The organism is Pseudoxanthomonas spadix (assembly GCF_003703395.1).
Taxonomy (GTDB): domain Bacteria; phylum Pseudomonadota; class Gammaproteobacteria; order Xanthomonadales; family Xanthomonadaceae; genus Pseudoxanthomonas_A; species Pseudoxanthomonas_A spadix.
The window spans coordinates 452,905-478,797 of sequence record NZ_RDQN01000001.1 but is presented as its reverse complement, the minus strand read 5'-3'; the positions used below and the strand labels follow the sequence as shown (position 1 = coordinate 478,797).

General features: G+C 64.4%; 25 protein-coding genes and 2 pseudogenes. 9 read left to right on the top strand and 18 right to left on the bottom strand.

Features of this window, described 5'->3' with window-relative positions; genetic code table 11:
- Positions 1-46: 46 nt before the first annotated feature.
- Both D9R12_RS02245 and D9R12_RS02240 read left to right on the top strand, forming a co-directional pair.
- The gene (locus D9R12_RS02245; RefSeq protein WP_122227449.1) at positions 47-991 is read left to right on the top strand and encodes a catechol 2,3-dioxygenase; all 945 of its coding nucleotides are present in this window, start codon (positions 47-49) and stop codon (positions 989-991) included.
- Positions 992-1,161: 170 nt separating this feature from the next.
- A complete protein-coding gene (locus D9R12_RS02240; protein WP_244919612.1) occupies positions 1,162-1,803 on the top strand; it encodes a GlcG/HbpS family heme-binding protein in 642 nt (213 codons plus the stop codon).
- 108 nt (positions 1,804-1,911) lie between these two features.
- Here D9R12_RS02240 and D9R12_RS02235 read toward each other — a convergent pair whose 3' ends face one another.
- The 7 genes from D9R12_RS02235 to D9R12_RS02205 all read right to left on the bottom strand — a co-directional run bounded on the left by D9R12_RS02235 (position 1,912) and on the right by D9R12_RS02205 (position 10,091).
- Positions 1,912-3,093 (bottom strand): acyl-CoA dehydrogenase, encoded by a 1,182-nt coding sequence (locus tag D9R12_RS02235; RefSeq protein ID WP_122227443.1) that lies wholly within the window; start codon positions 3,091-3,093, stop codon positions 1,912-1,914.
- 29 nt (positions 3,094-3,122) lie between these two features.
- On the bottom strand, positions 3,123-4,331 hold the full coding sequence (locus tag D9R12_RS02230; RefSeq protein WP_210538945.1) for a 3-oxoadipyl-CoA thiolase: 1,209 nt from the start codon (positions 4,329-4,331) through the stop codon (positions 3,123-3,125).
- Entirely contained in the window at positions 4,328-5,842 is a 1,515-nt protein-coding gene (locus D9R12_RS02225) for a 3-hydroxyacyl-CoA dehydrogenase (RefSeq protein WP_122227437.1), read from the bottom strand. The genes D9R12_RS02230 and D9R12_RS02225 overlap by 4 nt, the downstream gene beginning before the upstream one ends.
- Positions 5,843-5,957: 115 nt before the next feature.
- The gene (locus tag D9R12_RS02220) at positions 5,958-7,100 is read right to left on the bottom strand and encodes an acyl-CoA dehydrogenase family protein (RefSeq protein ID WP_122227434.1); all 1,143 of its coding nucleotides are present in this window, start codon (positions 7,098-7,100) and stop codon (positions 5,958-5,960) included.
- A gap of 14 nt (positions 7,101-7,114) precedes the next feature.
- Positions 7,115-8,311: an acyl-CoA dehydrogenase family protein gene (locus D9R12_RS02215; RefSeq protein ID WP_122227431.1), complete on the bottom strand. Its 1,197-nt coding sequence runs from the start codon at positions 8,309-8,311 to the stop codon at positions 7,115-7,117.
- Between the two features lie 42 nt (positions 8,312-8,353).
- Positions 8,354-9,259, bottom strand: coding sequence for an enoyl-CoA hydratase/isomerase family protein (locus D9R12_RS02210; protein WP_122227428.1), 906 nt, complete (start codon positions 9,257-9,259; stop codon positions 8,354-8,356).
- A 55-nt stretch (positions 9,260-9,314) separates the two neighbouring features.
- Positions 9,315-10,091 (bottom strand): enoyl-CoA hydratase, encoded by a 777-nt coding sequence (locus D9R12_RS02205; RefSeq protein ID WP_122227425.1) that lies wholly within the window; start codon positions 10,089-10,091, stop codon positions 9,315-9,317.
- Between the two features lie 242 nt (positions 10,092-10,333).
- Between D9R12_RS02205 and D9R12_RS02200 the strand changes: the two genes are divergently transcribed.
- From D9R12_RS02200 to D9R12_RS02180, 5 genes are all read left to right on the top strand, one after another.
- On the top strand, positions 10,334-11,995 hold the full coding sequence (locus D9R12_RS02200) for a cyclohexanecarboxylate-CoA ligase (RefSeq protein ID WP_170159108.1): 1,662 nt from the start codon (positions 10,334-10,336) through the stop codon (positions 11,993-11,995).
- A gap of 46 nt (positions 11,996-12,041) precedes the next feature.
- Positions 12,042-12,809 (top strand): SDR family NAD(P)-dependent oxidoreductase, encoded by a 768-nt coding sequence (locus D9R12_RS02195; protein ID WP_122227422.1) that lies wholly within the window; start codon positions 12,042-12,044, stop codon positions 12,807-12,809.
- A gap of 36 nt (positions 12,810-12,845) precedes the next feature.
- Positions 12,846-13,628, top strand: coding sequence for a 2-ketocyclohexanecarboxyl-CoA hydrolase (badI, locus tag D9R12_RS02190; protein ID WP_122227419.1), 783 nt, complete (start codon positions 12,846-12,848; stop codon positions 13,626-13,628).
- A 62-nt stretch (positions 13,629-13,690) separates the two neighbouring features.
- A complete protein-coding gene (aliB, locus tag D9R12_RS02185; RefSeq protein ID WP_122227416.1) occupies positions 13,691-14,830 on the top strand; it encodes a cyclohexanecarboxyl-CoA dehydrogenase in 1,140 nt (379 codons plus the stop codon).
- 68 nt (positions 14,831-14,898) lie between these two features.
- On the top strand, positions 14,899-15,378 hold the full coding sequence (locus D9R12_RS02180; protein WP_122227413.1) for a MarR family winged helix-turn-helix transcriptional regulator: 480 nt from the start codon (positions 14,899-14,901) through the stop codon (positions 15,376-15,378).
- Between the two features lie 4 nt (positions 15,379-15,382).
- On the opposite strand, the gene D9R12_RS02175 is transcribed toward D9R12_RS02180, so the two are convergent.
- A complete protein-coding gene (locus tag D9R12_RS02175; protein WP_122227410.1) occupies positions 15,383-16,021 on the bottom strand; it encodes an IS630 family transposase in 639 nt (212 codons plus the stop codon).
- A gap of 39 nt (positions 16,022-16,060) precedes the next feature.
- Entirely contained in the window at positions 16,061-16,273 is a 213-nt protein-coding gene (locus D9R12_RS15535; protein ID WP_147475039.1) for a hypothetical protein, read from the bottom strand.
- On the opposite strand from D9R12_RS15535, the gene D9R12_RS02170 reads away from it, so the two are divergent.
- Together D9R12_RS02170 and D9R12_RS02165 are read left to right on the top strand one after the other, a co-directional pair.
- Positions 16,248-16,721, top strand: coding sequence for a transposase (locus D9R12_RS02170; protein ID WP_122227407.1), 474 nt, complete (start codon positions 16,248-16,250; stop codon positions 16,719-16,721). The genes D9R12_RS15535 and D9R12_RS02170 overlap by 26 nt on opposite strands.
- A gap of 402 nt (positions 16,722-17,123) precedes the next feature.
- Complete coding sequence (locus tag D9R12_RS02165) at positions 17,124-18,101, top strand: aldo/keto reductase (protein ID WP_122227404.1); 978 nt, start codon at positions 17,124-17,126, stop codon at positions 18,099-18,101.
- A gap of 237 nt (positions 18,102-18,338) precedes the next feature.
- Here the strand turns inward: D9R12_RS02165 and D9R12_RS16230 are convergent.
- From D9R12_RS16230 to D9R12_RS02115, 9 genes and pseudogenes are all read right to left on the bottom strand, one after another.
- A pseudogene (locus D9R12_RS16230) lies at positions 18,339-18,451 on the bottom strand (IS200/IS605 family transposase); the annotation flags it as partial.
- A gap of 23 nt (positions 18,452-18,474) precedes the next feature.
- Positions 18,475-18,571, bottom strand: a pseudogene (locus D9R12_RS02155) (transposase); the annotation flags it as partial.
- Between the two features lie 83 nt (positions 18,572-18,654).
- Positions 18,655-19,701, bottom strand: coding sequence for a VOC family protein (locus D9R12_RS02150; RefSeq protein WP_122227401.1), 1,047 nt, complete (start codon positions 19,699-19,701; stop codon positions 18,655-18,657).
- A gap of 20 nt (positions 19,702-19,721) precedes the next feature.
- Positions 19,722-20,699: a carboxymuconolactone decarboxylase family protein gene (locus D9R12_RS15860; RefSeq protein ID WP_210538961.1), complete on the bottom strand. Its 978-nt coding sequence runs from the start codon at positions 20,697-20,699 to the stop codon at positions 19,722-19,724.
- A gap of 10 nt (positions 20,700-20,709) precedes the next feature.
- Complete coding sequence (locus D9R12_RS02135) at positions 20,710-21,195, bottom strand: aromatic-ring-hydroxylating dioxygenase subunit beta (RefSeq protein WP_122227399.1); 486 nt, start codon at positions 21,193-21,195, stop codon at positions 20,710-20,712.
- Positions 21,192-22,481 (bottom strand): aromatic ring-hydroxylating oxygenase subunit alpha, encoded by a 1,290-nt coding sequence (locus D9R12_RS02130; protein WP_122227396.1) that lies wholly within the window; start codon positions 22,479-22,481, stop codon positions 21,192-21,194. The genes D9R12_RS02135 and D9R12_RS02130 overlap by 4 nt, the downstream gene beginning before the upstream one ends.
- A gap of 239 nt (positions 22,482-22,720) precedes the next feature.
- Entirely contained in the window at positions 22,721-23,926 is a 1,206-nt protein-coding gene (locus D9R12_RS02125) for an FAD-dependent oxidoreductase (protein ID WP_170159107.1), read from the bottom strand.
- 72 nt (positions 23,927-23,998) lie between these two features.
- The gene (locus D9R12_RS02120) at positions 23,999-24,493 is read right to left on the bottom strand and encodes an aromatic-ring-hydroxylating dioxygenase subunit beta (protein ID WP_122227390.1); all 495 of its coding nucleotides are present in this window, start codon (positions 24,491-24,493) and stop codon (positions 23,999-24,001) included.
- Entirely contained in the window at positions 24,490-25,869 is a 1,380-nt protein-coding gene (locus D9R12_RS02115) for a Rieske 2Fe-2S domain-containing protein (RefSeq protein WP_122227387.1), read from the bottom strand. The genes D9R12_RS02120 and D9R12_RS02115 overlap by 4 nt, the downstream gene beginning before the upstream one ends.
- Between the last annotated feature and the right edge of the window lie 24 nt (positions 25,870-25,893).

The following is a 25,893-nucleotide window of genomic DNA, read 5'->3' as shown; positions in this document are numbered from 1 at the left end:
GGCAAGCACCTGCTTTTTTCCAATTTTCGATCACCTGGAGATAGCGATGGGCATTATGCGCATTGGTCACGTCAGCATCAAAGTGATGGACATGGCAGCCGCACTGAAACACTATGAAAACGTGCTGGGCATGAAGAAAATGATGGCGGACAAACACGGCAACGTGTACCTCAAATGCTGGGACGAGTGGGACAAATATTCCCTGATCCTGACGCCTTCCGATCAGGCCGGCATCAACCACGTCGCTTACAAAGTCGAAAAAGACAGCGACCTTGACGACTTGCAAAGGAAAATCGAAGCCTCCGGTGTCACGACCACCATTCTCGAAGAAGGAAACTTGCCGTCCACCGGTCGCATGCTGCAGTTCAACCTGCCCAGCGGCCACGAAATGCGCCTGTATGCCATGAAGGAGTACGTGGGGACCGAGGTCGGCACCAGCAATCCGGACCCGTGGCCGGACAACATCAAGGGCGCGGGTGCCCACTGGCTCGACCATTGCCTGTTGATGTGCGAGATGAACCCGGAAACGGGTGTCAACAAGGTGGCGGAAAACACCAGGTTTGTCGTTGAGGTGCTGGACTTTTTCCTGACCGAGCAGGTCCTGGTAGGTCCCAATGGCGACATGCAGGCCGCAACCTGGCTGGCGCGCACCACCACGCCACACGACATTGCTTTTGTGGCAGGTCCGCACATGGGGCTGCACCACATTGCCTTCTTTCTGGACTCGTGGCATGACATCCTGAAGTCGGCCGACGTGATGGCCAAGACCAAGACCAAGATCGACGTGCCACCGACACGCCACGGCATCACCCGCGGTGAGACCATTTATTTCTTCGATCCGAGTGGCAACCGCAATGAAACCTTTGCCGGCTTGGGCTACCTGGCGCAGCGCGACCGCCCGGTCACCACCTGGGATGAGTCCCACATGGGCCGCGGTATTTTTTATCACACGGGTGAGATGGTAGCTTCCTTCACTGAGGTATACACCTGATCCATCGAATGGGGCTCATTACGCCGCGCCCCAGCTTGGGCGCGGCTGATCTTTATTCTGCCTAGAATGTCTTGGGCTTCGCAGGCCATGAAGAATTTTTTCTGACTGCAATTACCATATTTACGGCATCGGCCGGCATGGCGCCAAGACCGCGCAGTTCCAGGCGCAGCGTGAACGACGTACTGCATGGTGCGCTGCCTGGTGTGTATCCTCTGGTGCCACAAGCGACCATCAGCGTCGGCGAAATCAGCCAGCGCTGGACCGGCAGGCGTTCCCTCTCCCAATCCGGAACTGGAGACCTTGAGCATGGCAATGACCGATGGTTTGTACCCTGGCCGCGAGCGCCAGCGCGAGGGCGTTTTTCCGGGTGGGGTGCGCTGATGCAGGTCGCTGTTGCGCAATCGGTGATCGGCTGGGAAGCCGCGACCACGGCGGTGCATGCTGCTGCGCAGCATGCCGACAGCCTGGGAATCCGCGTCAACATCGCGGTGGTCGATACCGGCGGCAATCTGGCGGCGTTCCTGCGCATGCCCGGCGCGTTCCTGCATTCGATCGATATTGCCATCGACAAGGCCTACACGGCGGCCAGTTTTGGCCTGCCGACCAGCCACTGGCATGCGGCGTTGCAGCAGGAATCGGTGGCAGTGCGCGAAGGCATCGTGCGCCGGCCCCGGTTTGTGGTCTTTGGCGGTGGCCTGCCGATCAAGCAGGCCGACCAGCGCATTGGCGGCATCGGGGTCTCCGGGGGCTCGGAGGCGCAGGATGAGGCCTGCGCGCAAGCGGGGCTGGCTGCCATCGGGCTGACCCTTTAGCTTTCGAAAGCGACAACCGCCTGATCGGCACGCGATGAAGCCCGGCCAGGCTGAAGTCGACGCCGCGCGCGCGGCCCTGCATCGGAACCTCGCGCTTGGCCGTCACCCTCAAAAGAATGCCTGCAATCCTGTCTGTGCCCGACCAAGGATCAGCGCATGTACGTCGTGCGTCCCCTCGTAGGTGTTGACCACTTCCAGGTTGACCAGGTGGCGGGCCACGCCGAATTCGTCGCTGATGCCATTGCCGCCCAGCATGTCGCGCGCCATGCGGGCGATGTCCAGCGCCTTGCCGCAGCTGTTGCGCTTCATGATCGAGGTGATTTCGACCGCGGCGGTGCCTTCGTCCTTCATCCGCCCCAGGCGCAGGCACCCTTGCAGGCCCAGGGTGATTTCGGTCTGCATGTCGGCCAGCTTCTTCTGGATCAATTGGGTTTGCGCCAGCGGACGGCCGAACTGCTTGCGGTCCAGGGTGTACTGGCGCGCGGTGTGCCAGCACGCCTCGGCCGCCCCCAGTGCGCCCCAGCTGATGCCGTAGCGGGCGGAGTTGAGACAGGTGAACGGGCCACGCAGGCCGCGCACCTCCGGAAACGCGTTCTCCTCCGGGCAGAACACGTTGTCCATCACGATCTCGCCGGTGATCGAGGCGCGCAGCCCGACCTTGCCGTGGATGGCCGGTGCGGACAGGCCTTGCCAGCCCTTTTCCAGGACGAAACCGCGGATCTGGCCGGCATCGTCCTTGGCCCAGACCACGAACACATCGGCGATGGGGCTGTTGGTGATCCACATCTTGGCGCCGCTGAGGCGATAGCCGCCATCGACCTTCTTCGCCCGGCTGATCATCGCGCCCGGGTCGGAGCCGTGGTCTGGCTCGGTCAAACCGAAACAGCCGATGGATTGCCCGCTGGCCAAGCTGGGCAGGTATTTCTGCCGGGTGACTTCGTTGCCGAATTCGTGGATCGGCACCATCACCAGGGAGGACTGCACGCTCATCATCGAGCGGAAGCCGGAATCGATGCGCTCCACTTCACGGGCGATCAACCCGTAGCACACGTAATTCAGGCCGCTGCCGCCGTAGGCCTCGGGAATGGTCGGACCGAGCAAGCCAGCTTCGCCCATTTCACAGAAGATCGCCGGGTCGGTCTGCTCGTGCCGGAACGCCTGCAGCACGCGCGGCGCCAGCCTGTCGGCGGCGAAGCGCCGGGCGCTGTCACGCACCATGCGTTCTTCGTCGGTGAGTTGCTGATCGAGCAGCAGCGGGTCTTGCCAGTTGAAGCTTGCCTTGCTGGCCATGGGGCCTCCGAATGCGTTGTGGCGTGTGGTTAATCGAGCCGCTCGATGATGCAGGCAATCCCCTGGCCCAGGCCGATGCACAGGCTGACCAGCGCGTAGCGCCCGCCCGTGCGTTCCAGCTGGCGCATGGCAGACAGCGCCAGGCGCGCGCCGGAAGCCCCGAGCGGGTGGCCGACGGCAATGGCACCGCCGTTGGGATTCAGCCGCGGATCGTTGAAATCCAGGCCGAGTTGGCGGGCGCAGCCGAGCACCTGGGCGGCGAAGGCTTCGTTGATTTCGATCAGGTCCATGTCGGCCAGGCCCAGGCCACAGCGCTTGAGCACCTTGGCAATCGCCGGCACCGGCCCCAGTCCCATCAAGCGGGGCTCGACTCCGGCGATGGCGCCGGCCAGGATCTGCGCGCGCGGCTTGATCCGGTAGCGCTCGCCGATCGCGCGCGAGCCGACCAGCAGCGCGGCAGCACCATCGTTCACGCCCGAGGCGTTGCCGGCGGTGACCACCCCGCCTTCGAACAAGGGCCTGAGCCGCGTCAACGCCTCGAAGGTACTTTCCGGGCGTGGATGCTCGTCGCAGGCGACGACTTTCGCTGGCTGCTTGCGTCCCTGCGGCACCTCGACGGGCTGGATTTCCCCGGCAAGGAAATCCGCCTGCCGCGCCGCTTCGAACAGCGCCTGGCTGCGCGCCGCGTAAGTGTCGGCCTGCGCGCGGCTGATCCCCAGCGCGCGGGCGACGTTGTCGGCGGTCTCGGGCATGGTATCGGCGCCAAACTGCGCCTCCAGCTGCGGATTGGGGAAACGCGCGCCGATGGTGCTGTCGAACACGCGGAAATCCCGCGACCAGGCGCTTTCGGCCTTGGCCACCACGAAGGGCGCCCGGCTCATGCTCTCGGCACCGCCGGCGACGAACAGCTCGCCCTCGCCACAGCGCACCGCGCGGGCGGCATCCAGCAGCGCAGCCAGTCCCGAGCCGCAGAGACGATTGACCGTCAGCCCACCGACCGCCACCGGCAGGCCACTGAGCAGGGCCACATGACGGGCCAGGTTGCGCCCATCCTCGCCGGCCTGGCTGGCACAGCCGGCGATGACATCTTCGTAGTCATCCGCGGCGAACGGGTTGCGTGCCACCAGGGCAGCAACCACACCGGCCAGCAGGTCATCCGGACGCACCGCGGCCAGGGCACCGGCATGGCGGCCGAAGGGTGAGCGCAAACCATCATAGAGATAGGCGGTCATGTTCATTCTTCGGGCGTGGTCAGGGGCAGGCCGAGCTGTACGCGGCGGCGCAGCCAGGGACTGATCCGATAGCGTGGCTCCTGATACAGGTCATGCAACTGGTGCAGGATCTGCATGATCCTGGATGCCCCGTAATGGTCGCCAAAGCCCAGCGGCCCGTGCGGATAGCCCAGCGCCAGTCGCACCGCGCGATCCAGGCTGGCGGGGTCGGCGATCCGTCGCTGGGCGATCTCGCAGCCCAGGTTGACGATCCCGGCAAGCACCCGCTGGGCGATGAAACCGGGCGAATCATTGATCACTTCCACCGGCACGCCATCGGCCCCCAGCGCCTGGCGCGCCTGCGCCAGCACGGTGGCATCCAGGCCCGGTTGGCGCATCAGCACGCGGCGTGTGTCCAGGCCTGCGAAGGTTTCCAGGGCCAGGCTGCGTGCCGGGGGCAGCTGCTTGCGGGCGATCACGCTGCTGGCGTCCTCGCCCAGCGGGGTCACCAGGCAGATCGCTTCTGCCGAGGGCCGTTCGGCTTGTTCCAGTACGACCGCGGCGGTGGCCAGCACATCGGCCACCCGTTGACGAACCTTCGCATCCTGACAGTCGAGCCAGAATGGCCGATCGATCGTGACTGGCGCAGGCTCCGCGAGCGCCTCCTGCAGCGCCCTGCCCTCGGCATAGCGATAGAACCCCTGCCCGCGCTTGCGTCCGAGCAGCCCACTGGCCACGCGGGGCGGCACCAGCGCCGAAGGGGTAAAGCGTGGCTCCTGATAGAACTGCGCATAGATCGACTCCATCACCGCCTGGGAGACGTCCAGACCCACCAGGTCGAACAGCTCGAAGGGCCCCATGCGAAAGCCCAGGCTGTCCTTGAGGATGCGGTCGATCTGCGCGGGCGTGGCGATGCCCTCGCCAAGGATGCGCAGCGCCTCCGGGCCATAGGCGCGACCGGCATGGTTGACCAGGAAACCGGGCGAGTCCGGAGTGACCGCGGCGCTGTGCCCGGCAGCCTGGGCCAGTGCCGACAACCGTTCGATCACCACCGGGTCGGTGCGCTCGCCGCGCACCACCTCGACGATCTTCATCAACGGCACCGGGTTGAAGAAATGAAAGCCGGCGACCCGTTCGGGCCGCTCGCAAGCACTGGCGATCAGGCTGATCGACAGCGATGAGGTATTGCTGGCCAGCACCGCCTCGGCGCTGACCAGGGTTTCCAACTGGCGGAACAATGCCTGTTTGGCGTCGAGATTCTCGACGATGGCCTCGATCAGAAGGTCGCAGCCGGCCAGTTCGCCCAGGGTATGCGCCGGGCGCATGCACGCCAGGGCGTCGGCCAACGCCTCGGCGCTCAGCGTGCCCTTGGCCGCCGCCCGCTCCAGCATCTGGCGGTTGTGCGCCAGCGCCTGTTCAGTGGCCTCGCTGCGGCTGTCATGCAGCAGCACCTGGACGCCGGCACTGGCGAACAGCTGGGCAATGCCTCGGCCCATGGTCCCGCTGCCGATCACCCCGATCTGTCTGAAGACACTCATCACCCTGCATGCTCCAGCCCAGCGGCGCCTGCGCGCTGGTTGAAAATCATGACGCTGCAGTCGACCACGCGCCTGCTCGCGAACCGTGTCTTCATCTCACCGTCCTCTTGTTGCATCACGCGCTTTCCAGCAGCTGCGCATAGGCCTGCAAATGATGGTCATCGTCACCGAGTTGGTGGCTGAGCATGACCAGGCGCTTGGCATGGTGGGCCAGGCTGTATTCCCAGGTCATGCCAATGCCGCCGTGCAACTGAATGGCCTGCTCGGCGATCAAGCGCGCCGCGCGCACCGCGACGAACTTGGCCGCGGCCAGGCGGCGGCTGCGCACCTCGCTGTCGGCTTGGTCGGCCACGCAGGCGGCGAGAATCGCCATGGAATTGGCCAGCTCCAGTTCACCGCGCAGATCGGCCATGCGGTGCTGCAACACCTGGAACTTGCCGATGGGCACGCCGAACTGCCGGCGGGTCTTCAGATAATCCAGGGTCAGGCGGAAGGCCTCCTGCATGCCGCCCAGGGCCTCGGCGCACTGGGCGGCGATGGCGCGGCCCTGCTGGTAGCACAGGGCAGACAGCGCCTGGCCCGGCTCGCCGAGCAGCGCGTCGGCAGCGATGAACACCTCATCCAGCGCCAGGTCGCAGGCACGTGGCCCATCGATATTCGGGTAGGTGCGGCGGCTGACACCGGCGCTGTCCGGGTCGAGCAGGAACAGGCTGATGCCCTGCGCATCCAATGGCTCTCCCGCCGTGCGTGCCGATACCAGGATCAGCCCGGCACTGTGGCCGCCAATCACCACGACCTTGTTGCCGGACAGTTTCCAGCCTCCGTCCGCGGCAACGGCACGCGTCTGTACATCATCCAACCGGTAGTGGCTCTGGCTCTCCTCCAGGGCCACCGCCAGTTGCAGCTCGCCACTGGCCACCTGCGGCAGCAACGCCTCACACTGTTGCGCGCTGCCCAGCTGCTGGAGCAGGCCGGCGCCGTGAATCTGCGACTGCAGGAAAGGCTCCAGGCACAGATGGCGGCCCAGTTCAATCATGATCAGCATGTTGTCCACGCCGCTGCCGCCGAAGCCGCCATGTGCCTGGGCAATCGGCACCGAGCACAGGCCCAGCTCGCCCAGCTGCTGCCAGAACGCACGGCTGAAACCGGTCTGGCTGCGGTAGAACTGCTCGCGCTGTTCGAAGCTGTAGCTGTCGCGGGCCAGGCGCGCCACGGTGTCCTGCAGCATCTGCTGCTCTTCGCTGAGGGTGAAATCCATAGCTGCGGCCTGCCTTAGAGTTCGAGAATCGTCTTGGCGATGATGTTGTTCTGGATTTCGTTGGAGCCGCCATAGATCGACAGCTTGCGCAGGTTGAAGTACTGGCCAGCGGGCGCAGCGCTGTAGTCGGCATGCCGCAGTTGGCCGGCATGGCCGATCTCCAGCTCCTCCTCGACCAAGGGCAGCGCATGCACGCCGAGTGCCTTGCGCAACAGGTGACTGATGGCTTGGCGGATCTGCGAACCCTTGATCTTCAGGATCGAGCTTTCCGCGCCCGGGGCCCCTCCGGCCTGGGCAGCGGCGAGGATGCGCAGGGTGGTCATCTCGATGGCCAGCAACTGGATTTCTGCCTCGGCCACCTGGGCACGGAACAGCGGATCGTCCAGCAGCGGGCGACCCCCACGCAGCTCACGGGTGGCAACCTGCTTGAGATGCGCCAGCGCGGCTTTGGACTGGGCGATGCCGGCCTGACCGGTACGTTCGTGGGTCAGCAGGTACTTGGCGCAGGTCCATCCCCGGTTCTCCTCGCCCACCAGGTTGGCCACCGGCACCGGCACGTTGTCGAAGAACACCTCGTTGACTTCGTGTTCGCCATCCAGGGTGATGATCGGCCGCACCGTGATGCCGGGGCTGGCCATGTCGATCAGCAGAAAGGAGATGCCGCGTTGTTGCTGGGCCTGCGGGTCGGTGCGTACCAGGCAGAAGATCATGTTGGCGTACTGGCCAAGGGTGGTCCAGGTCTTCTGGCCGTTGACGATGTAGTGCTCGCCCTCGCGCACCGCGCGTGTTTTCAGGCTGGCCAGGTCAGAGCCGGCGCCGGGCTCGGAATAGCCCTGGCACCACCAATCCTCACCGGAGAGGATGCGCGGCAGGTAATGCGCTTTCTGCGCCTCGGTGCCGAACTTGATGATCACCGGGGCGACCATGTTGACGCCGAAGGGAACCAGGCGCGGCGCACCGTGAGCGGCGCACTCCTCCTCGAAGATGTGCCGCTGCACCACGCTCCAGCCGGTTCCACCGTACTCCACTGGCCAGTTGGCGGCATACCAGCCACGTTTGGCCAGGATGCGCTGCCAACGCTGGTGGTCGTCCTTGCTCAGGCGCTTGCCCAGTCGCACCTTGGTGGCGATGTCATCGGGAAGCGCCACGCGGACGAACGCGCGCACCTGGTCGCGGAATTCGAGCTCGGCGGGGGTGTAGTTGATGTCCATGGGAAGTCCTTGGATCAAGGCGGAAAGGCGCAAGCGGCACTTTCAGTGCTCCGTGGAACCGGCCTTGGGCCGGACGGCGCCATCGACCTGGCGACCGGCCTTGGCCGCCTGCCGTTCGGCGAAGAATTTCTCCACCAGCGCCGCCCGCTGCGGTGACGCCATGCATTCGAGGAACAGCGCACGCTCGCGCTCAAGCCCCTGGGCCAAGGGCAACAAGGTTGCCGCCTGGACGGCATCGATACAGCGAGGCGGCGAGAACGCATCGGGCTGGTTGCGTTTGACTTGCTCACGCTTGGCTTGGAGCAATTGGGCATCGCGATGGCCCACGCTTGGCGGGATCCGGGCCTGGCCGGTACGGCGCGGGCCAGCCTCTTGACGCAACAACCGTTCGGCGAAATCCAGGCCGGCGGCCAGCACATCGCCGGCGAACACCTGGTCGACAATGCCGTAGCGCTCGGCCTCCTCGGCGCTGATCGGCTCACCACCCACGATCATGTCCAGCGCTACGGCCACGCCCGCCAGGCGTGGCAGACGCTGGGTGCCACCGGCCCCCGGCAACAGCCCGAGCTTGACTTCGGGCAGGCCCAACCGGGCGTCGCGATGGGCGATGCGGTAGTGGCAGGCCAGGGCGACCTCCAGTCCACCCCCCAGCGCCGAGCCGTGGATCACCGCCAGTGAGGGCTTGTCGAAGCGCTCGATGGCCAGGGTCACCTCGGGCAGGATCGGGGCTTGGGGCGGCTTGCCGAACTCACGAATGTCGGCCCCGGCGATGAAGGTCCTGCCTGCGCAGAGCAGCATCACGATCTTGACCTCGGCGTCCGCCTCTGCGGCGCTGAAGGCCTCCAGCAGACCGGCGCGCACCGCCTGGCCCAGCGCGTTGACCGGTGGATTGTCGACGCGAATGAGCGCAATGGCCCCGGCTCGGGACAACTGCACGGGAGATGACATCCGACTGCTCCTGCAGGCATTCAAGCCTGCGTTCTATGTTCGCCTGACGGCAGGCTCAGCGATGCGTCCAGGATGGCTGGCGCTTCTCCATGAAGGCCTGCATGCCTTCCTTCTGGTCTTCGCTGGCAAAGCTGGCATGCAGCAGGCGGCGCTCGAAACGCACGCCCTCGGCCAGGGTGGTCTCGAAGGCGCGGTTGACCGCTTCCTTGTTCAGCTTCACCGCCATGGCCGAACAAGCGGCGATCTGCCTGGCCAGGTGCAGCGCCTCGTCGAGCAGGCTGGCAGCCGGCACCACGCGACTGACCAGGCTGCTGCGTTCAGCTTCGCTGGCATCCATCAGGCGACCGCTCAGGCACAGGTCCATGGCCTTGGCCTTGCCCACCGCCCGGGTCAGGCGCTGGCTGCCACCGGCGCCCGGCAGGGTTCCGATCTTGACTTCCGGCTGGCCGAAACGGGCGCTCTCGGCGGCGATCACGATGTCGCACATCATCGCCAGCTCGCAGCCTCCTCCCAGTGCCAGTCCCGCCACGGCCGCGATCACCGGCTTGCGGCAGCGCGTGACCTCTTCCCAGTCAGCGGTCACGAAATCCTCCAGGTAGACATCGGAGAAACTCTTAGACTGCAACTCGGCGATGTCGGCACCGGCGGCGAAGGCCTTGTCGTTGCCGGTGATCACCAGCGCACGGATTTCGCTATCGCGCTCGAACTGGCGCAAGGCATCACCGAGCTCGCGCATCAGCGCGCCATTGAGGGCGTTGTGCACGGCGGGTCGGTTGAGCCTGATCAGCGCCACGTGCTCGTGCCGCTCAATGAGGATGTTGTTGTAGGACATGCCATTCACCACTGCTTGTCTGACTGCCACCCGGCGCATCCGGCATCCGGCGTTTTCATCTCGGCGCCAAGTGCTGTGGCCGACCGATTCAACGACGCCGGAGATCCGGGACGAGTCTATCCATGCCCCGCAACAAAGACAACATGTTGACATAAAGCCCCGGGAGCGTATTGTCAGCGCCGTCGAATGGGCCTGCCTTGGCCTGTCCAGCAGAAAAAACTCAACATTGAGCGGTGTTGAACATGAAGATCAAGACGAACATCCCTTCCGCGCGTCGGTCCGCCATGCTTGAAATTGGCGCCTGGAACGACAAGATCATTACAGACTATCTGGACACGGCGGTGGCTTCCACGCCTGATCGCAAGGCCCTGATCGCCTACAACGTCGGCCAAGACACCTGCACCGCCCTGAGCTACCGCGAACTCGACCGCATCGTCACCCGCATGGCCGCCGGCCTTGCCGGCCTTGGCGTGGAAAAGTCCGACGTGGTGTCCTGCCAGTTGCCCAACTGGTGGCAGATGACCGCCCTGCATCTGGCCTGCGTGCGCATCGGCGCGATCCTCAACCCGCTGATGCCGATCTTCCGCGAGCACGAGCTGGGCATCATGCTCGGTCATGCGCAGAGCCGCGTGCTGGTCGTTCCCAAGGTGTTCCGCGGCTTCGACTATGCGGCCATGATTCAAGGGCTGCGTGGCGAGCTTCCCGAGCTGCAGCACACCCTGGTGATCGGCGGCGAAGGCGACGACGATTTCGGGAACGTCTTGCTGGAGCAGCCCTGGGAAGCGCGCGTGGACACACGCGCACTGTTCGCCGAGCGCCGTCCGCACGGTGACGAGGTGGTGCAGCTGCTCTATACCTCCGGCACCAGCGGCGAGCCGAAGGGCGTGCTGCACACCTCCAACACCTTGTTCAGTAACGTTCGCGCCTATGCCGAGCGCCTGCATCTGGATGGTGAGGACATCATCTTGATGGCCTCGCCGATGGCCCACCAGACCGGTTTCCTCTACGGACTGATGATGCCGATCTACCTGCAGACCACCGCGGTCCTGCAGGATGTCTGGGATCCGCTGTCCGCGGTCAGGATCGCCGCGGCGGAGAAGCCGACCTTCACCAAGGCCTCCACCCCGTTTCTCGCCGATCTGCTCGAAGTAGCCCCCAAGCACCGCGAAGAGCTGGCCTCGCTGCGCATCTTCGCCTCGGCCGGTGCACCGATCCCCGGAGCCCTGGTGGAGCGCGCCGGCGCAGCGATGAACGCGCAGATCATTTCCGCCTGGGGCATGACCGAAAACGGCGCGGTGACCACCACCCGCCCCGAGGACGACCCCGAACGCGCCATCCACAGCGACGGCCTGGCCCTGCCTTACATGGAAGTGCAGGTGATCGACGATGAGGGCCAAGTGGTGCCCAGCGGCGCCGAGGGCAACCTGATGGTGCGCGGCGGCAGCCTGTTCGTCGGCTACCTCAAGCGCCCGGAGCTCTATGGCGTCGACGAACACGGCTGGTTCGCCACCGGCGACCTGGCACGGATGGATGCCGAGGGCTATATCCGCATCACCGGGCGCACCAAGGACGTGGTGATCCGGGGCGGCGAGAACGTGCCGGTGGTGGAGATCGAGAATCTGCTCTACAAGCATCCGGCAATCTCCTCGGTGGCCCTGGTTGGCTGCCCGGACGAACGCCTGGGCGAGCGCGTCTGCGCCTACGTCACCCTGCAGGATGGCTACTCGCAGCTGAGCCTGGAGGACGCAGTGGCCTTCCTGCTGGAACAACGCCTGACCAAGGCCTATCTCCCCGAATACCTGGAAGTGCTGCCCGACCTGCCGCGCACGCCGTCGGGAAAGATCCAGAAATTCAAGCTTCGGGAACAGGCCAAGGGCGTGCGCATCGATGGAAACAGGCGCTGAGCGCGTCCTGCACCCGTTACCGCACCAAAGACAAAAGGATTGCTGCATGAAAGGTCTAAGCGGAAAAACCGTGATCATCACCGGCGGCGGCGGCGGCATTGGCCGCGCGGTCTGCCTGCGCTTTGCCGAAGAAGGCAGCCTGGTGGCCGTGCTCGACCGCGACGCAACGGCGGCGCAGAGCACGGCCGAGCTGATCACCCAGGCCGGCGGCACGGCCAGGGCCTATGCCACTGACATCACCGACTACGACGCCATCGTCGCCACCGTGGAGGCCATCGAAAGCCAGCTCGGCGTGCCCACCGTCCTGGTCAACAATGCCGGCTTCGACCAGTTCATGCCGTTCCTCAAGACCGAGCCGCAGACCTGGCAACCGCTGATCGCCATCAACCTCACCGGCGCGCTCAACATGCACCACGTGGTCTTGCCGAAGATGCTCGCCACCGGTGGCGGCAAGGTGGTCAACGTCGCCTCCGACGCGGCCCGCGTCGGCTCGTCCGGCGAAGCCGTGTACGCAGCCTGCAAGGCCGGCCTGGTCGGCCTGTCGAAGACCCTGGCGCGCGAACTGGCGACCAAGGGCGTCAACGTCAACGTGGTCTGCCCCGGCCCGACCCACACCGCCCTGCTGAAGAACGTGGTGGACACCTCCAGTAACCCGGAAAAGCTGTTGGAGGCCTTCAGGAACGCGGTGCCGATGCGCCGCCTCGGCCAGCCGGAGGACTTCCCCGGGATCATCACCCTGCTCGCCAGCGACGACGCCAACTACATCACCGGACAGGTCATCAGCGTGTCCGGCGGGCTGACCATGGCCGGCTGACAGTCCGTGCTTGCCAGAATTTCAGGAGAGACCCACATGCATTACGAAGACATCCTCTACGCGGAAAAAGACGGCGTCGCCACCATCACCATCAATCGCCCCGAGCGCTACAACGCCTTCCGCGGAAAGACCTGCACGGAGCTGCTGGACGCCTTCAACCGCGCCGGCTGGAACAGGGAGATCGGCGTCATCGTGCTCACCGGTGCCGGCGACAAGGCGTTCTGCACCGGCGGTGACCAAAGCACCCACGAGGGCCAGTACGACGGCCGCGGCCTGATCGGCCTGCCGGTGGAAGAGCTGCAGCGCCTGATCCGCGAAGTACCCAAGCCGGTGATCGCCCGGGTCAACGGGTTTGCCATCGGCGGCGGCCACGTGCTGCATGTGGTGTGCGACCTGTCCATCGCTTCGGACAAGGCCATCTTCGGCCAGGTCGGGCCGAAAGTCGGCTCGGTCGATCCGGGCTTCGGCACTGCCTACCTGTCGCGCGTGATCGGCGAGAAACGTGCCCGGGAGATCTGGTACCTGTGCCGCAAATACACGGCCCAGCAGGCACTGGAATGGGGCCTGGTCAATGCCGTGGTGGCGCACGAGGAACTGGATGCCGAAGTGCACAAGTGGTGCGAGGAGATCCTGGAAAAGAGCCCGACCGCATTGTCCATCGCCAAGCGCTCGTTCAACGCCGACAGCGAGAACATCGCCGGTATCGGCGGGCTCGGCATGCAGGCGCTGAGCCTGTACTACGACACGGAGGAATCCAGGGAAGGCGTGGCCGCGTTCAGGGAAAAGCGCAAGCCGCAGTTCCGCAAGTTCTACAAGTGATCGCGTTGCCGGCGACCCGGTAGGGCGTCGGCTCGATCCCCATACGAGGCGTCCAGACACACATGGATTTCGCATTCAACGAACAACAGCGGGCGATCCGCGACAGCGTCGCCCGCTTCAGCGCCGACGTACTCGCCCCCGGCTATCGCCAGCGCGACCGCGACGGCCGCATCGAGCGCTCGGTGATCCGGCAAATGGGCCAGATGGGCCTGCTCGGCGGCGAGCTGCCGGAAGCGTTCGGCGGCAGCGGCCTGGACTGCGTGACCGCCGGCATCATCGTCGAGGAAATTTCCAGGGGTGACTTCAACGTCGGCTATATCCCCCTGCTGGCCTCGCTCAACGGCCAGATCATCGCCCAGCACGCCGCCCCGGAACTGGCCAGGCAGTGGCTGGGCGCGATCACCGCCGGGCAGAAGATCATCTGCATCGCCCTGACCGAACCCGGCGGTGGTTCAGACGCCGCCAGCCTGCGCCTGAAGGCCGAACGCAAGGGCCAGGCCTACCTGCTCAACGGCGAGAAGACTTCGATCTCCATGGCCGACCAGGCCGACGTGGCGGTGGTCTTTGCCCGTACCGGCACCCAGGAGCAGCGCGCCGGCGGCATCAGCGCCTTTCTTGTGCCGATGGACTCGGCGGGCATCAGCACCAGCCGCTTCGAGGATGCCGGCGAACGCGCCATCGGCCGCGGCTCGATCTTTTTCGACAACGTTGAAGTGCCACTCGGCCACCGCCTCGGCGAGGAAGGCAAGGGGTTCAAGCAGGTCATGCAGGGGTTCGACTATAGTCGCGCGCTGATTGGCCTGCAGTGCCTGGCACTGGCCCAGCAGTCCCTGGACGAAACCTGGAAATGGCTGACCGAGCGCCAGGCCTTCGGCCAGAACCTCTCAGCCTTCCAGGGCCTGACCCATCCGTTGGCCGAACTGCAGACCTACGTGCACGCCGCCCGCCTGCAGTGCTACCACGCGCTGTGGCTGAAGGACAACAAGTTGCCCCACAATGCCGAAGCGGCGATGAACAAGTGGTGGGGACCCAAGCTGGCCTTCGACGTCGTCACCCAATGCCTGCTTGCCCATGGACATACCGGCTACGGCGAGGACCTGCCATTCGCACAGCGCCTGCGCGATGTCCTTGGCCTGCAAATCGGTGACGGCACCGCACAGATCATGAAAAATATCATCGCCAGGGAGTTCGTTCCCAGCTGACGCCTCGCCTGCTCCGGAAAAGCAGGGCGTCGCCACCTCAAGCGCCCACCGGATCGACAGGAACCACAATGACCGGCGACGAAAGCAAGGGCGTATCCAACCGCCTGTTCTTCAGGCTGTTCCAGACGGGCAATATCCTGCAACGACAGGTTCAGAACGAGATGGGCATCAGCACCGTGCAGTGGGCGGTGCTCGGCGCGTTGTCGCGCGAGGGTTACGAGGACGGAATCTCGTTCAACCAGTTGACCGAGTATCTGGTGGTCAGCCGGCAGAGCCTGGACGGGGTGCTCAAGCGCATGGAGCGCGACAACCATGTCCTGCGCGTGCCGCACCCGGATGATGGGCGCGCGCGCCTGGTGCAACTGACGGCCAGTGGCAAGGCGTTCTGGGAGTCGCTGCAGGAGCGGATCTACCAGTTCTACCAGCAGGCGTTGCGAGGCTTCAGTTTCGATGACAGCGTTGCCCTGCTGCATTTCCTCAACAAGTTGCACCTGGACCTGGCCAAGGTTTCTCTCGGCCGCCGGTCGCCGGATCAGCCGGAGGACTAGTACATCAACACGAAAGTTTCGAAACGTAATGCCGACCGAGCTTCTGATCTGCATCCTGCCGAGTGAACTTCCATTCGATGGTTCGCTGCTGGGCGTTGCGCACCTGTTGCCAAGCATCGACTTCTCGGCGCAGTACCTGTTGGCTGGCCACGCGTCGATCCAGGCATTGACGGCTGAGGATGCCGATCTCGATCTCGGCCATGTTCAGCCAACTCGCGTGCTTGGGCGTGTGGTGGAACTCCACCCGGCGCAGGAGTTTGGCAGCGGCAGGTTCACCCAGCACATCGTCGAAGCATTTCTTGAAGTGGGTGTTCAGGTTGTCCAGGACCAGATGCACCCGACGCGCCTTGGAATACGCGCCGACAAGCAGCTCTTGGATGAAGGCGACGAAGTCGGCCTTGCCGCGATGGTCGGTGACGCTGACGATTCGCTTTCCCGCCTTGGGCTCGACAGCGACGAACAGGTTGGTCGTACCGTTTCGCGTGTACTCATAGTCGTGCTTGGCCGCGCTGTACGAGGTCATGGGCAGCGGCGCTCGGCTGTGGCCACGGCCCTCAAGAGTAACGCGATCTGCTCGCTGATCGAACAGGGCCAGTTGCAGCTGGGGCTGTTCGACGAGCGCAACCTGTTTGAGTTTGCCCATCCCGACTATCCGGGCGAGCGCCTGATCGCCTGCCGCAATTCACAGCTGGCCAAAATGCGTGCGCACAAGCGCGAAGCGCTGCTGCAAGCCACCGAGAAGAACCTGGCGAAGGTCCAGGCGATGGTGGAAGCCGGACGGCTTGTGGGCGAAGACAAGATCGGCGTGCGCGTTGGCAAAGTCGTCAACCAGTACAAGGTCGCCAAGCACTTCACGCTCGACATCGGCGATGATGCTTGCTGCTTTCGACAGCATCGCCAGCGAAGCGGTGCTGGACGGCATCTACATCGTTCGCACGTCCGTGCCGACGACGGAGATCGACAGCGCCGATTGTGTGCGTCACTACAAGTCCCTGGCGAATGTCGAGCGCGTCTTTCGCACGATGAAAACCATCGATCTGAAAGTGGGCCCCATCCATCATCGTCTGGCCGATCTCGTGCGCGCCCATATCTTCCTGTGCATGCTCGCCTATTACGTCGAGTGGCATCTGCGCGAAACCTGGCGGGAGCTGCTGCTTGCCGATGAAGATCAAGCGGCCAAGCAGATCCGCGATCCGGTGGCACGCGCCACCCGCTCCGACGCCGCCAAGGCCAAAAAGCGGCCGTGCACACGCTCAACGACGGCTCCCCCGCGCACAGCTTTGCCACCTTGCTCGCCGAACTCTCGGCCATCGTGCGCAACACCTGCCGGGCGCCCGTGGTGAATCAGAATCCGGCGGCCTTCCAGGTCACCACCTTGCCAAATTCCAAACAACAGCGCGCTTGAACTGATCCAACACCTGCACCTGTAGCCAGTCAGCCGAACCATGATTTCAAGCCGACCGCTTGAATCACATGAGAACCTTGCTCGGTAGGATTGGAAACTTCAGGTTAATCAGACGATTCTTAGCCACGTCCCTTTTATTAGTTGCTGCCGCCAGTCTGCGCATGCCATTATTAGGCAGCAGCGGGCGCCTGATGGCATTGCTGCCGAGCCGCCGCCTTCAATTGAGGCATGGTCCAGCACACGCCTTTTGCCTGCCGTTTCGGTGCGGAACCGCGAGTACAGGGCGCGACTTTCGGCACCCATGCGGCACCCGGCCCTTGTTTATTGAGGAGACCGCAACATGGAATATCGGCAACTTGGCAACACGGGCCTTGAGGTCTCGGCCGTCGGACTGGGCGGCAACGTGTTCGGCCCACCCCGTCAGGACCTGCCATCGAGCATCACAACTGTGCATCACGCCTTGGCGCTGGGTGTGAACTTCATCGACACCGCCCATATCTACAACGACGGCCGCAGCGAGGAATTCCTGGGCAAGGCCCTTGCCGGCCGGCGCGGTGAAGTGGTTCTGGCGAGCAAGTGCCATCTGTGGAACATGGCCCCGGGCGAGTCGGTCAGCGCGGTCATCCGCAGCCAATGCGAAATCAGTTTGCGACGTCTGGATACCGATTACCTGGACCTGTTGCAGCTGCACTTCCCATTTCCTCACGTCGCAGCGCAGGAGATCCTGGAAGCCTTCGCCCCACTGGTGCGCGAGGGAAAGGTGCGCCACATCGGGCAATGCAACTACGCTGCCTGGCGCCATGCCGAGGCGCTCGGCGAGGCAGCGCGCCTGGGCGTGCCGGCGTTTGCCACCGCTCAGCACCAGTACAGTCTCCTGGTGCGCGGGGCGCAGCTGGAATTACTGCCGTTTTGCATGGAAAAAGGCATTGGCTTCCTGCCGTACTTCCCGCTCGCCGCCGGGCTACTCAGCGGTAAATACCGCCCCGGCGCGGCTGCCCCGGCCGGCACCCGCGGGGCCGCCGGCAGTCCGACCGTCACGCGTCTGCGCACCCCGCAAAACGAACGCCTGTTGGCTGCGCTGGCCGAGTTCGCCGCCATCCGCGGACACAGCCTCCTGGAACTGGCTTTCGCCTGGCTGTTGTCGCAGCCGGCCGTCAGCAGCGTGATCGCCGGCACCATGAACCCGGCGCAGATCGAAGCCAACGTCAATGCCGGCCAATGGCGCCTGAGCGCCGCGGATGGCGAGGCCCTGGCGGAGCTGCTGGGGCCGGTGTTGCCGCAGTGGCAGGCGGAACCGGATCTGACCTCCTTCAGATGAGGGCCGGCTGATCCTTGCGCCGGTCGTCCCGGACGCTCGCCCCCGGGTTCGGCAGCTACAGACGCAAGTGTCTAATATTATTTCCTATTTATTTCAAAAATGCCGCTAAAGCAGGGCGGCGCGTGTCAAGGTAACAATCCCCGGCAAAGCGGGGGGCATTCGTAGTGTGAGCCGCTCAAAGCGGCTGGCAGGGCGCTAACGCGCTTCCCTTGGTGATGCCACCTGAAGGTGGCAGGCTTATCGCAGCAACTGCAGCTGATCCAGTCGATCATCCTCCTTTTCCTGATTGCGAATGTACTCCGGATCACCGCCTCATCCCGACCCACCGTCGATACGAAGTAGCCGAACGCCGTGGAGTTACCGCTTACTCCGCGATGGCACCCACCAGCACCTTGTAGCGATACTTCCGTCACCCACACAAAGTGATACTCGATTTCATACACCGTATGACTACCGTATCTGTACTCCATGGCTACCCCCTCCTCGGTTGCAGCCATTGTCATAGCTAAAGCTGACCGGCTAAAGCCGGTAGTTTAAACCTTGGTGTGGAAAATCAATCGCCCATCAATGTCCAAACCGCGGCAGGGTCGGGAAACAACATCTCGCGCCAATCCTCGCGCAGCGGCACGACCACTTCGGTGGTGATGCCCGGCAGGTAGCGCCGGGTGTCCAGATAGTAGTACTCGAGCAGCCCGCCGATGTTGCCGCTCTGAATGATGTCGATGCCGAGCGGACGCAGCTGCGCGAGCGCGCGGTCAGACTCCTCGCGCGTGCAGATGGTCGGGAAGACGTGCTGCATGCCCTCGCCGCGCTGCTTCAGGAAGTCATCGTAGACGTTGTCGGCGGTGCGTGGCGTGATGAGCTCGAAGGAAATCCCGCCGCGCCGGCCGACGTGGTTGTCGTAGGCGTGGTAGACCTCGCGCCCGTAGTAGGTAGTGTCGCTGATGGTGCGACCGCTCTCGATCTCGAGCTCGATCCAGCTTTCGATGCCGAACAGACGCTGCAGCGTCGCCTTGGTGCGATGCCGGTCGGCGCACACCACGCCAAGGTGATAAAGCTTCTGCACCGGCAACAAGGCCGGGCCGAAGCGGCAAAGGTCCACCTGCAGCACCTCGTCCGGCGCCGAAACGGCCGTGGAGTGCGGCACGCGCAGTTCCAGGCTGATGCCCGCGAGCAGCGCACGGGTGTCCAGCATGTAATAGTCCCAGTCCTGCGCGAGGCTGCCATGCTGGCATGCGCCGCCTCCTTCCCCGGCAAGGCCGTCTAACCAGCGCTGCGCGCCGGCGCGGTCGGCGACCATGAAGGCGAGCCCGTGCATGCCCTCGCCCACCGTATCCAGCATACGCTGGTACGGCGTGGGGCCATCTATCGGCTGCACCAGCTCGATGCCGAAGGCCGCATTGCGGCCCGTCACGCTGATCCAGCGACAGGCCGCCGGCTGCCCCGCCACGCGATGGTCGCGCAGACGGCAGCCATCGACGCGCCGCACCTCCCAGCGAGCGATGCCGAAGAAGCGCGCGAAGTTGAGCACCACCTGGCGGTAATCGCGCACCACGACCTGCAAGGTGTCCCAGCGCTCGGCCGGAAAAGGAGTCGACATCTTGTGGTTCTCCGTTCGCCTCAGTTGAAGGTGACGTCGTTGCCCAGATCGGCGATCTGCGCGTAGGTGGGCGGAGCGACCACTTCCAGCACCAAGCCGCCGAGCTGCGTGCGGGTATCTAGAAAGAACAGCTCGGCCACGCCGCCGATCTTGCCGTAGGTGCCGACCGCAATGCCCTGGCTGGTATAGGCCTGCACCAGCCCGAGCGGGTCGGGATGAGACAGGTCGCCAACGTGCTGGATGCCGTCGCCGTGCCGCTGCACGAAGTCGGCGAACATGGTCTTGCCGGAAACCGGCTGGCACAGCTCGAGCAGCGTGTCGCCGAGCCTGGCGAAGGCCGAGATCCAGCAGTATTCGGCCGGCTCGCCGTAGTAGCGCGCCTCGTCGAGCATCTGCGAGCTGATCGGCAGCTCGCGCCAGGTCTTCAGGCCGAGCAAGGCAGCGAAGCCGCGCGCGGTGCGCTTCCAGTCCGCCACCGCCATGGCGACGTGGTTGATCGGCCCGAGCCGCACGCCAAGCTCCTTGAGCGCGCCGGCATTGGCCAGGGCCACCGTGGCCGGTTGCGCGGCGTCGCCGGCGCCGTCGCCGAATACCTCGCCGGCCACCTTGAGCCCGAGCACGAAGCCCGGGGCGCCGACGTAGAAGATCGACTGGAACAGCGCTTCGACGATCTCCTGCTGGGTCACGCCCGCATGCAGGGCGATGCGGATGTGGTCCTTGAGCGGCCCCTCGCGGCCGAGCGCGAGATCGGTGCCGATCATCAGCATGGCGCGATCGCGCAAGGGCAGTCCCGGGCGGTGGAAGGCCGCCCCCCAGGTGCTGGAAACGAGATAGCCGATCGCATCGCCGAACAGCGGATGCCCGGTCATGCCGGCAATCTTTTCGCACTCGGCAGGTCCGAGCACCTGCCGCATCAGCATCAGCGCGTCCTTGAACTCCCTGCTATCGCGGGAAAAATCGAGCAGGCCATGTTCGGCCGGCTTGTCGGATGTGTTCATCGATCTGCCCTCACAGCAGGAAACTCAGGTCGAAGATCTCGCCGTCCGCATTGAGCAGCACGACCTTCTTCGAGGTGATGCGCCAGCGACCTTGCTCCTCGCGCAACTCGTGCGTGCAGAACGTCGGAAAGCTCTGCAGTGGATAGAGCCGGCGCTGGGCGTTGTTGCGGAATTCGTAGATCACTGCGTTGGAGCGCACGCACACGCGTCCGGGACCGATCGGTTCGACTTCGACGTTGGAAACAGTATGCAGCGTCGAGGAAGGCGGCTGCTGCGCATGGCAGTGCTCGCCGGTCAGCCGCCCGATGCGCTCCTTGAGCAGGGTCATGTTGTCGTAGATGAACGAGACATGCTCGCGCGGATCGTAGTCGCCCTTGTTGACGGGGATCCAGTACAGGGCATCGTCGCTGAACAGGTCGAGCCACGCGTCCAGGCGCTTGTGGTCGAGCAGCGCGGCCTCGCGATAAAGGAAGCTCTCGGCATCGCTGCGGTTCATACGGCCTCCAGGGAGCGCGCCATCAGGCGACGGTATTCGTAGTAGGGCGCACGCTGCTGGGTTTCCTGGGTGAGATCGCCGTAGCGGCAGCCTTCCGCATCGACCTGCTCGGTCGTATAGCCTCGATTGAGCAGCACCCACGGCGCCTCTTCGTCTGCGACGAGGCCCTGCTGGATGCGCTCGAAGGCGACGTAGTCGTCCGGACCGCCGAAAGCGGCGGGGCCGTAGAAGAACTCGTGCTCGCGCACGCGGCGCAGGTTGAGTGCGGAGAATTCCTCCGGCAGGCCCTTGAGCATGGTGTGGTAGATGCGCACCTCGCTCAGATCCACCTGCACCGGTCGTGTGACGCGGAACTGATATTCCAGGATGGCGAGATTGGGGAAGATGACCAGGTTGAAGCGCGTGCGCAGGGCGGCCATCGCGCGCTTCTCGCCGTGGGCGTCCTTGAGCAGGTCGATGTAGGCCTGCGGATAGCGTTGGCTGACCTGCTCGTCGGTGTATTTGTAAACCTCGAGGATGTTGTTTCCGTGTCCCAGGTCGCGGCCCAGGAGGCCGGTCTTGCCCGAACCGGTAAAGCTGCTCTTTGGATTGATGCCCATCGTGCGGCCGATGGTTTCGAACGCGCTTTGATGGGTGAAGACCGGGTGGTAGCCCTCCACCGAGCCTTCCACCTGGATCTTCCAATTGCCATGGTAGGCGTGCTTGTAGACGCCGCTCCTGCCGACCTCGATCTCGCCGGTGGGGGAAAGGTCCATGTAGGCGTCGAGGATCGGCAGCGCAGGCCCGAGCTTTTCCTCCAGGCTGATGTCGGGCACCTCGTCTAATACCGCGCAGATGATACCGCGGTAGCTGCCGACCTTGGCCGCCTCGCGCAGGCCGAGCTTGCCCTTGTCGATCTCGCCCGGGTTGTAACCCTTGGGCAGGCCCACTGCGTTGAGCCGGCCGTCCAGTGCATATTCCCAGCCGTGATAGGGACAGGTAAACGCCTTGGCCGCGCCCTTCTCATACGGACACACGGTGGCGCCGCGATGCATGCAGCGGTTGACCAGCACGTGCACCTTGCCCGCCTCGTCGCGGGTGACGATGACCGGGATCAGGCCGATGTAGGTGGTGAGATAGTCGCCGGGTTTGGGAATCTCGCTCTCATGGGCGACGTACACCCAGGAATGGCGGAAGATCTTTTCTATCTCCTCGGCAAAAATGTCCGGATCGGTATACAGGCGTGCATGGGTGCGATCGGGCTTGGCAAGCTCGGCGTAGTCAAAGCGGATGGGTTGGTCACTCATGGTCGGCTCCTGGCAAACTGGATGCAGAAAACACGAGACGGCGGCACGACAGGCTCAGGCCGGGGTCGTCTTGTAGAGCTCACGCAACTTGGCTTTAGCAGCTTTGCCGGTGGCGGTGCAGGGGTTACGTCCCACGCCCGCCTGGGCCAGCCCGAGCGCGTTGATCATGCCCACCGGCCCTGCTGTGCAATGTGGTGTTGCTCATGCATGTCTCGTTCCTTTCGGTCCGGTATCGGTCGTCACGCGGCCATGCCGGTAGGACGCACCAACGAGGGCGTCTGCATGCGGTGGCCGATCATAAGTTGCTGGCGCAGCAGCTCCGGATCGCTGGCGATGCGGCGCATGCGGACGAGATCGGCCTGGAAGCGTTCCGGATCGTCGGAATGGAAGACGAAGCGCTTGGTCTCCACCGACGAGGGCGAAGCGATTTCCTCGAATGCCCGGCGGCGGTCGCGCGAGTACTGATCGAGCACGCCATCATCGATCTCGCCCTTGACCACGGCGGCGAGCGCCTCGTAGAGCACCTGCGAATCGAGCATACCCGAGACCAAGCCAAAGCCGTTGGTGGGATTGGTCAGGTGCGCCGCGTCGCCGGCCAAGAGCACGCGGCCGACGCGGAACTTCTCCGCCCAGCGCTGGTGCATGTTGTAGACCGAGTAGAGCTTGATCTCATAAGGCTCGGGACCGGGAAAGACCTTGGCGTAGAAGGCCCGGATGCGGTCCTCGATGCCTTCCAGGGTACCGCTCGCGTCCTCGCTGAAGGTGACCCGCCAGATGCCCGAGCGCGTCACCTTGGCGATCACCGCGCCGTACTCCGGATCGACCAGGTAGTTGGCCAGTCCCCAGCCGTATTTCTCGAAGTCGTACACTACGTTGGTGGCGACGAAACGCTGCGGCCAGGTCATGCCCAAGAACTCAACGCCGATCGCCTTGCGCACCCGGCTGCGCCCGCCGTCGGTGCCGATCACCCAATCGGCGCGATAGGTCAACGGCCGACCGTCGCGCTCGGCGGTCACGGTGACGCCGTGCTCGTCCTGGACGAGATCGCTCATGGTGGTGTTCCAGTGGATCTGCACGTTGGGGTAATCGGCCAGATGCTTGAGCACGATGCCTTCGAGCTGGTCCTGGCCCAGCGAGATGACATACGGATAGGGCGTGTAGCCGGCGATCGCGCCGATGTTGAAGCGGATCACCTCGCCGGTGGCGAAGATGCGGTAGCACATCTCCGGCACCTTGAAGCCCTCGGTGAGCATGTCCTGAAGCAGCCCCAGGCTCTGCATGCCTTCGTGCACAGTCCAGTGGTAGGTCATCGCCCGCGGCTCGGGGACGATGCCCGGATGCGCTTCGAGCACGATCACATCCACACCGGCACGAGCCAGCCCCAGGGCATTGATCATGCCCACCGGCCCGGCACCCACGATCACAACACTGCTGTCTTTTTTCACAGTTCGTTTCCTCATCCAGAAAGTCATTCGCGCCAACAACCGATTAAATTCCAAACAGAATGCAGCACTACACTAGATGCTGTAGATGTCCATCAACGAGGGAATGACCTCGTTGTTGACGATGATCTTCTTGCGCTTGATCACCCAGTCACCGCCCTGCGCGGCCAGCACGTATTCGTAGCGGCCATTGAACTGATGCGACTGCTTGTCCTTGAACGAGAACACCACCCAGCTGGCGGTCACCTGGCACTGGCTGCCGTCGAAGCCGCCAATGCGGATGTTGCTGACCAGATGGGTGGTGCGCGGCAACGGAACCGACGCCGACGAACGCCCGGTGCGCAGGCGGAAGATGCGGTCCTCCAGCCCCGAGCGGTTGCGGTAGTACATCAGCGACATCTCGCGCATCGGATCGGCGGTGAGCTCGTGCTCGCCGTCCCAGGCCGGTATCCAGTACTCGGCCTCCGGGTCGAACAGCGCGAGCCATTCGTCCCAGCGCTGTTGATCCAGGTATTCGCCTTCCCGGTACAGGAAGTCATGCACCGAGCGGGTCAACTCGAAATCGTTCATAAGGATGCCTCCGTGCCGGCCTGCATCAGCTGCAGCCAGCGTTCGTGCTGGGCGACGAAGATGCCTTCGTCGGCGGCGTCCGGACCGCTGCTGCCCGGCTGGATACCGAGCTCGCTGGCGGCGGCGTCGGGCCCGGGTATCTCGTGCGCCTCGCCACGCGAGATGTCGCTCCAGCGCTGTAGTCCGTAGGCGCCGAAGCCCTTCTGCGTCTCGTTGAACTCGTTGAGGTCGTCGGGCGTGGCCATGCCCGAGGCGTTGAAGAAGTCCTCGTACTGGCGGATGCGCTTGTTGCGTTCGGCGGCCGGTTCGCCGACCGGCGCGAAGCAGTAGGCCGTCACCTCGGTGCGGTTCACCGCAAGCGGCCGGAACACGCGGATCTGGCTGCTGGCCTGATCCATCAGCAGCAGGTTCGGGTAGATCAGCAAGTTGCGCGAACGGTCCATCGCCCATTCGGCCTTGAGCTTGCCCAGCCGGGCGGCGAGCTCTTCGTGGGCGACGTACAGCGGCCGGTCCTGCGGGTTGGGAATGTTGGTCCACAGTAGGGTGTGGCCGTTGCGCAGATCGTAATAACCGCCGCCGAGCTTGCCGAACTTGCCGGCGTCGATCGTCTTGACCGTCTTCTCGCCCGCGTTGGCCTGCATGCGGTGGGCGACCATCTGCACGTAATTGGCATGCACCATCGGCACGTGGTAGCCGTCCACGCCATTCTCGCCCTGCAGCTTCCAGTTGCCCTCGTAGTTGTAGATGAAGCGGCCCTTGAGCACCTCAATGCCCTGCGGCGACTGCTCGGCGAAGGTGTCGATGAAGGGCTTGGCCTCTGCCAGGTAATCCTCCAGCGGCTCGGCTTCGGGATTGAGCGTGGCGAACAGGAAACCCTTGTAGCTTTCGCAGCGCACCCGGGTCAGCCCGCGCTTGCTTTTGTCAAAGCCAGCCGGATAGCCGCCGCTCTCCTCCTCGTTCATCGCCAGGAGCTCGCCCTGGTCGCTGAACGCCCAGCCGTGGAACGGACAGACGAAGGTGCCGGCATTGCCCTTCTCGGTGCGGCACAGTGTGGCACCGCGATGCGTGCATACGTTGACGAACGCATGCACCGTTCCTTTGCGATCGCGCGAGACGATCACCGGCACGCGGCCGATCCAGGTGGTCAGGAAATCCTTGGGTTTGGGTATCTGGCTTTCGTGGGCCACATACACCCACACCTTGCTCCAGATGCGGTCGAACTCGAGCTCGTAGATGTCCGGGTCAAAGAAGATGCGCCGATCGACCCCACGCATCTCGCTATCGAGTCTCAACAATTCGCCGCTGATGGTGGAACGCGCATTGGGAACGCCCTGCTCCGCATCGGCGTTAGTGACGGGAACTACTGTGGTGTTCATGCTTTGACTGCTCCTGTATGTATA

Coding starts and splice junctions, on each gene's coding strand:
- D9R12_RS02245 (WP_122227449.1), top strand. CDS start 47: ATGGGCATTATGCGCATTGGTCACGTCAGCATCAAAGTGATGGACATG.
- D9R12_RS02235 (WP_122227443.1), bottom strand. CDS start 3,093: ATGGCCAGCAAGGCAAGCTTCAACTGGCAAGACCCGCTGCTGCTCGAT.
- D9R12_RS02230 (WP_210538945.1), bottom strand. CDS start 4,331: ATGAACATGACCGCCTATCTCTATGATGGTTTGCGCTCACCCTTCGGC.
- D9R12_RS02225 (WP_122227437.1), bottom strand. CDS start 5,842: ATGAGTGTCTTCAGACAGATCGGGGTGATCGGCAGCGGGACCATGGGC.
- D9R12_RS02220 (WP_122227434.1), bottom strand. CDS start 7,100: ATGGATTTCACCCTCAGCGAAGAGCAGCAGATGCTGCAGGACACCGTG.
- D9R12_RS02215 (WP_122227431.1), bottom strand. CDS start 8,311: ATGGACATCAACTACACCCCCGCCGAGCTCGAATTCCGCGACCAGGTG.
- D9R12_RS02210 (WP_122227428.1), bottom strand. CDS start 9,259: ATGTCATCTCCCGTGCAGTTGTCCCGAGCCGGGGCCATTGCGCTCATT.
- D9R12_RS02205 (WP_122227425.1), bottom strand. CDS start 10,091: ATGTCCTACAACAACATCCTCATTGAGCGGCACGAGCACGTGGCGCTG.
- D9R12_RS02200 (WP_170159108.1), top strand. CDS start 10,334: ATGAAGATCAAGACGAACATCCCTTCCGCGCGTCGGTCCGCCATGCTT.
- D9R12_RS02195 (WP_122227422.1), top strand. CDS start 12,042: ATGAAAGGTCTAAGCGGAAAAACCGTGATCATCACCGGCGGCGGCGGC.
- badI (WP_122227419.1), top strand. CDS start 12,846: ATGCATTACGAAGACATCCTCTACGCGGAAAAAGACGGCGTCGCCACC.
- aliB (WP_122227416.1), top strand. CDS start 13,691: ATGGATTTCGCATTCAACGAACAACAGCGGGCGATCCGCGACAGCGTC.
- D9R12_RS02180 (WP_122227413.1), top strand. CDS start 14,899: ATGACCGGCGACGAAAGCAAGGGCGTATCCAACCGCCTGTTCTTCAGG.
- D9R12_RS02175 (WP_122227410.1), bottom strand. CDS start 16,021: ATGGGCAAACTCAAACAGGTTGCGCTCGTCGAACAGCCCCAGCTGCAA.
- D9R12_RS02170 (WP_122227407.1), top strand. CDS start 16,248: ATGATGCTTGCTGCTTTCGACAGCATCGCCAGCGAAGCGGTGCTGGAC.
- D9R12_RS15535 (WP_147475039.1), bottom strand. CDS start 16,273: ATGCTGTCGAAAGCAGCAAGCATCATCGCCGATGTCGAGCGTGAAGTG.
- D9R12_RS02165 (WP_122227404.1), top strand. CDS start 17,124: ATGGAATATCGGCAACTTGGCAACACGGGCCTTGAGGTCTCGGCCGTC.
- D9R12_RS02150 (WP_122227401.1), bottom strand. CDS start 19,701: ATGTCGACTCCTTTTCCGGCCGAGCGCTGGGACACCTTGCAGGTCGTG.
- D9R12_RS15860 (WP_210538961.1), bottom strand. CDS start 20,699: ATGAACACATCCGACAAGCCGGCCGAACATGGCCTGCTCGATTTTTCC.
- D9R12_RS02135 (WP_122227399.1), bottom strand. CDS start 21,195: ATGAACCGCAGCGATGCCGAGAGCTTCCTTTATCGCGAGGCCGCGCTG.
- D9R12_RS02130 (WP_122227396.1), bottom strand. CDS start 22,481: ATGAGTGACCAACCCATCCGCTTTGACTACGCCGAGCTTGCCAAGCCC.
- D9R12_RS02120 (WP_122227390.1), bottom strand. CDS start 24,493: ATGAACGATTTCGAGTTGACCCGCTCGGTGCATGACTTCCTGTACCGG.
- D9R12_RS02115 (WP_122227387.1), bottom strand. CDS start 25,869: ATGAACACCACAGTAGTTCCCGTCACTAACGCCGATGCGGAGCAGGGC.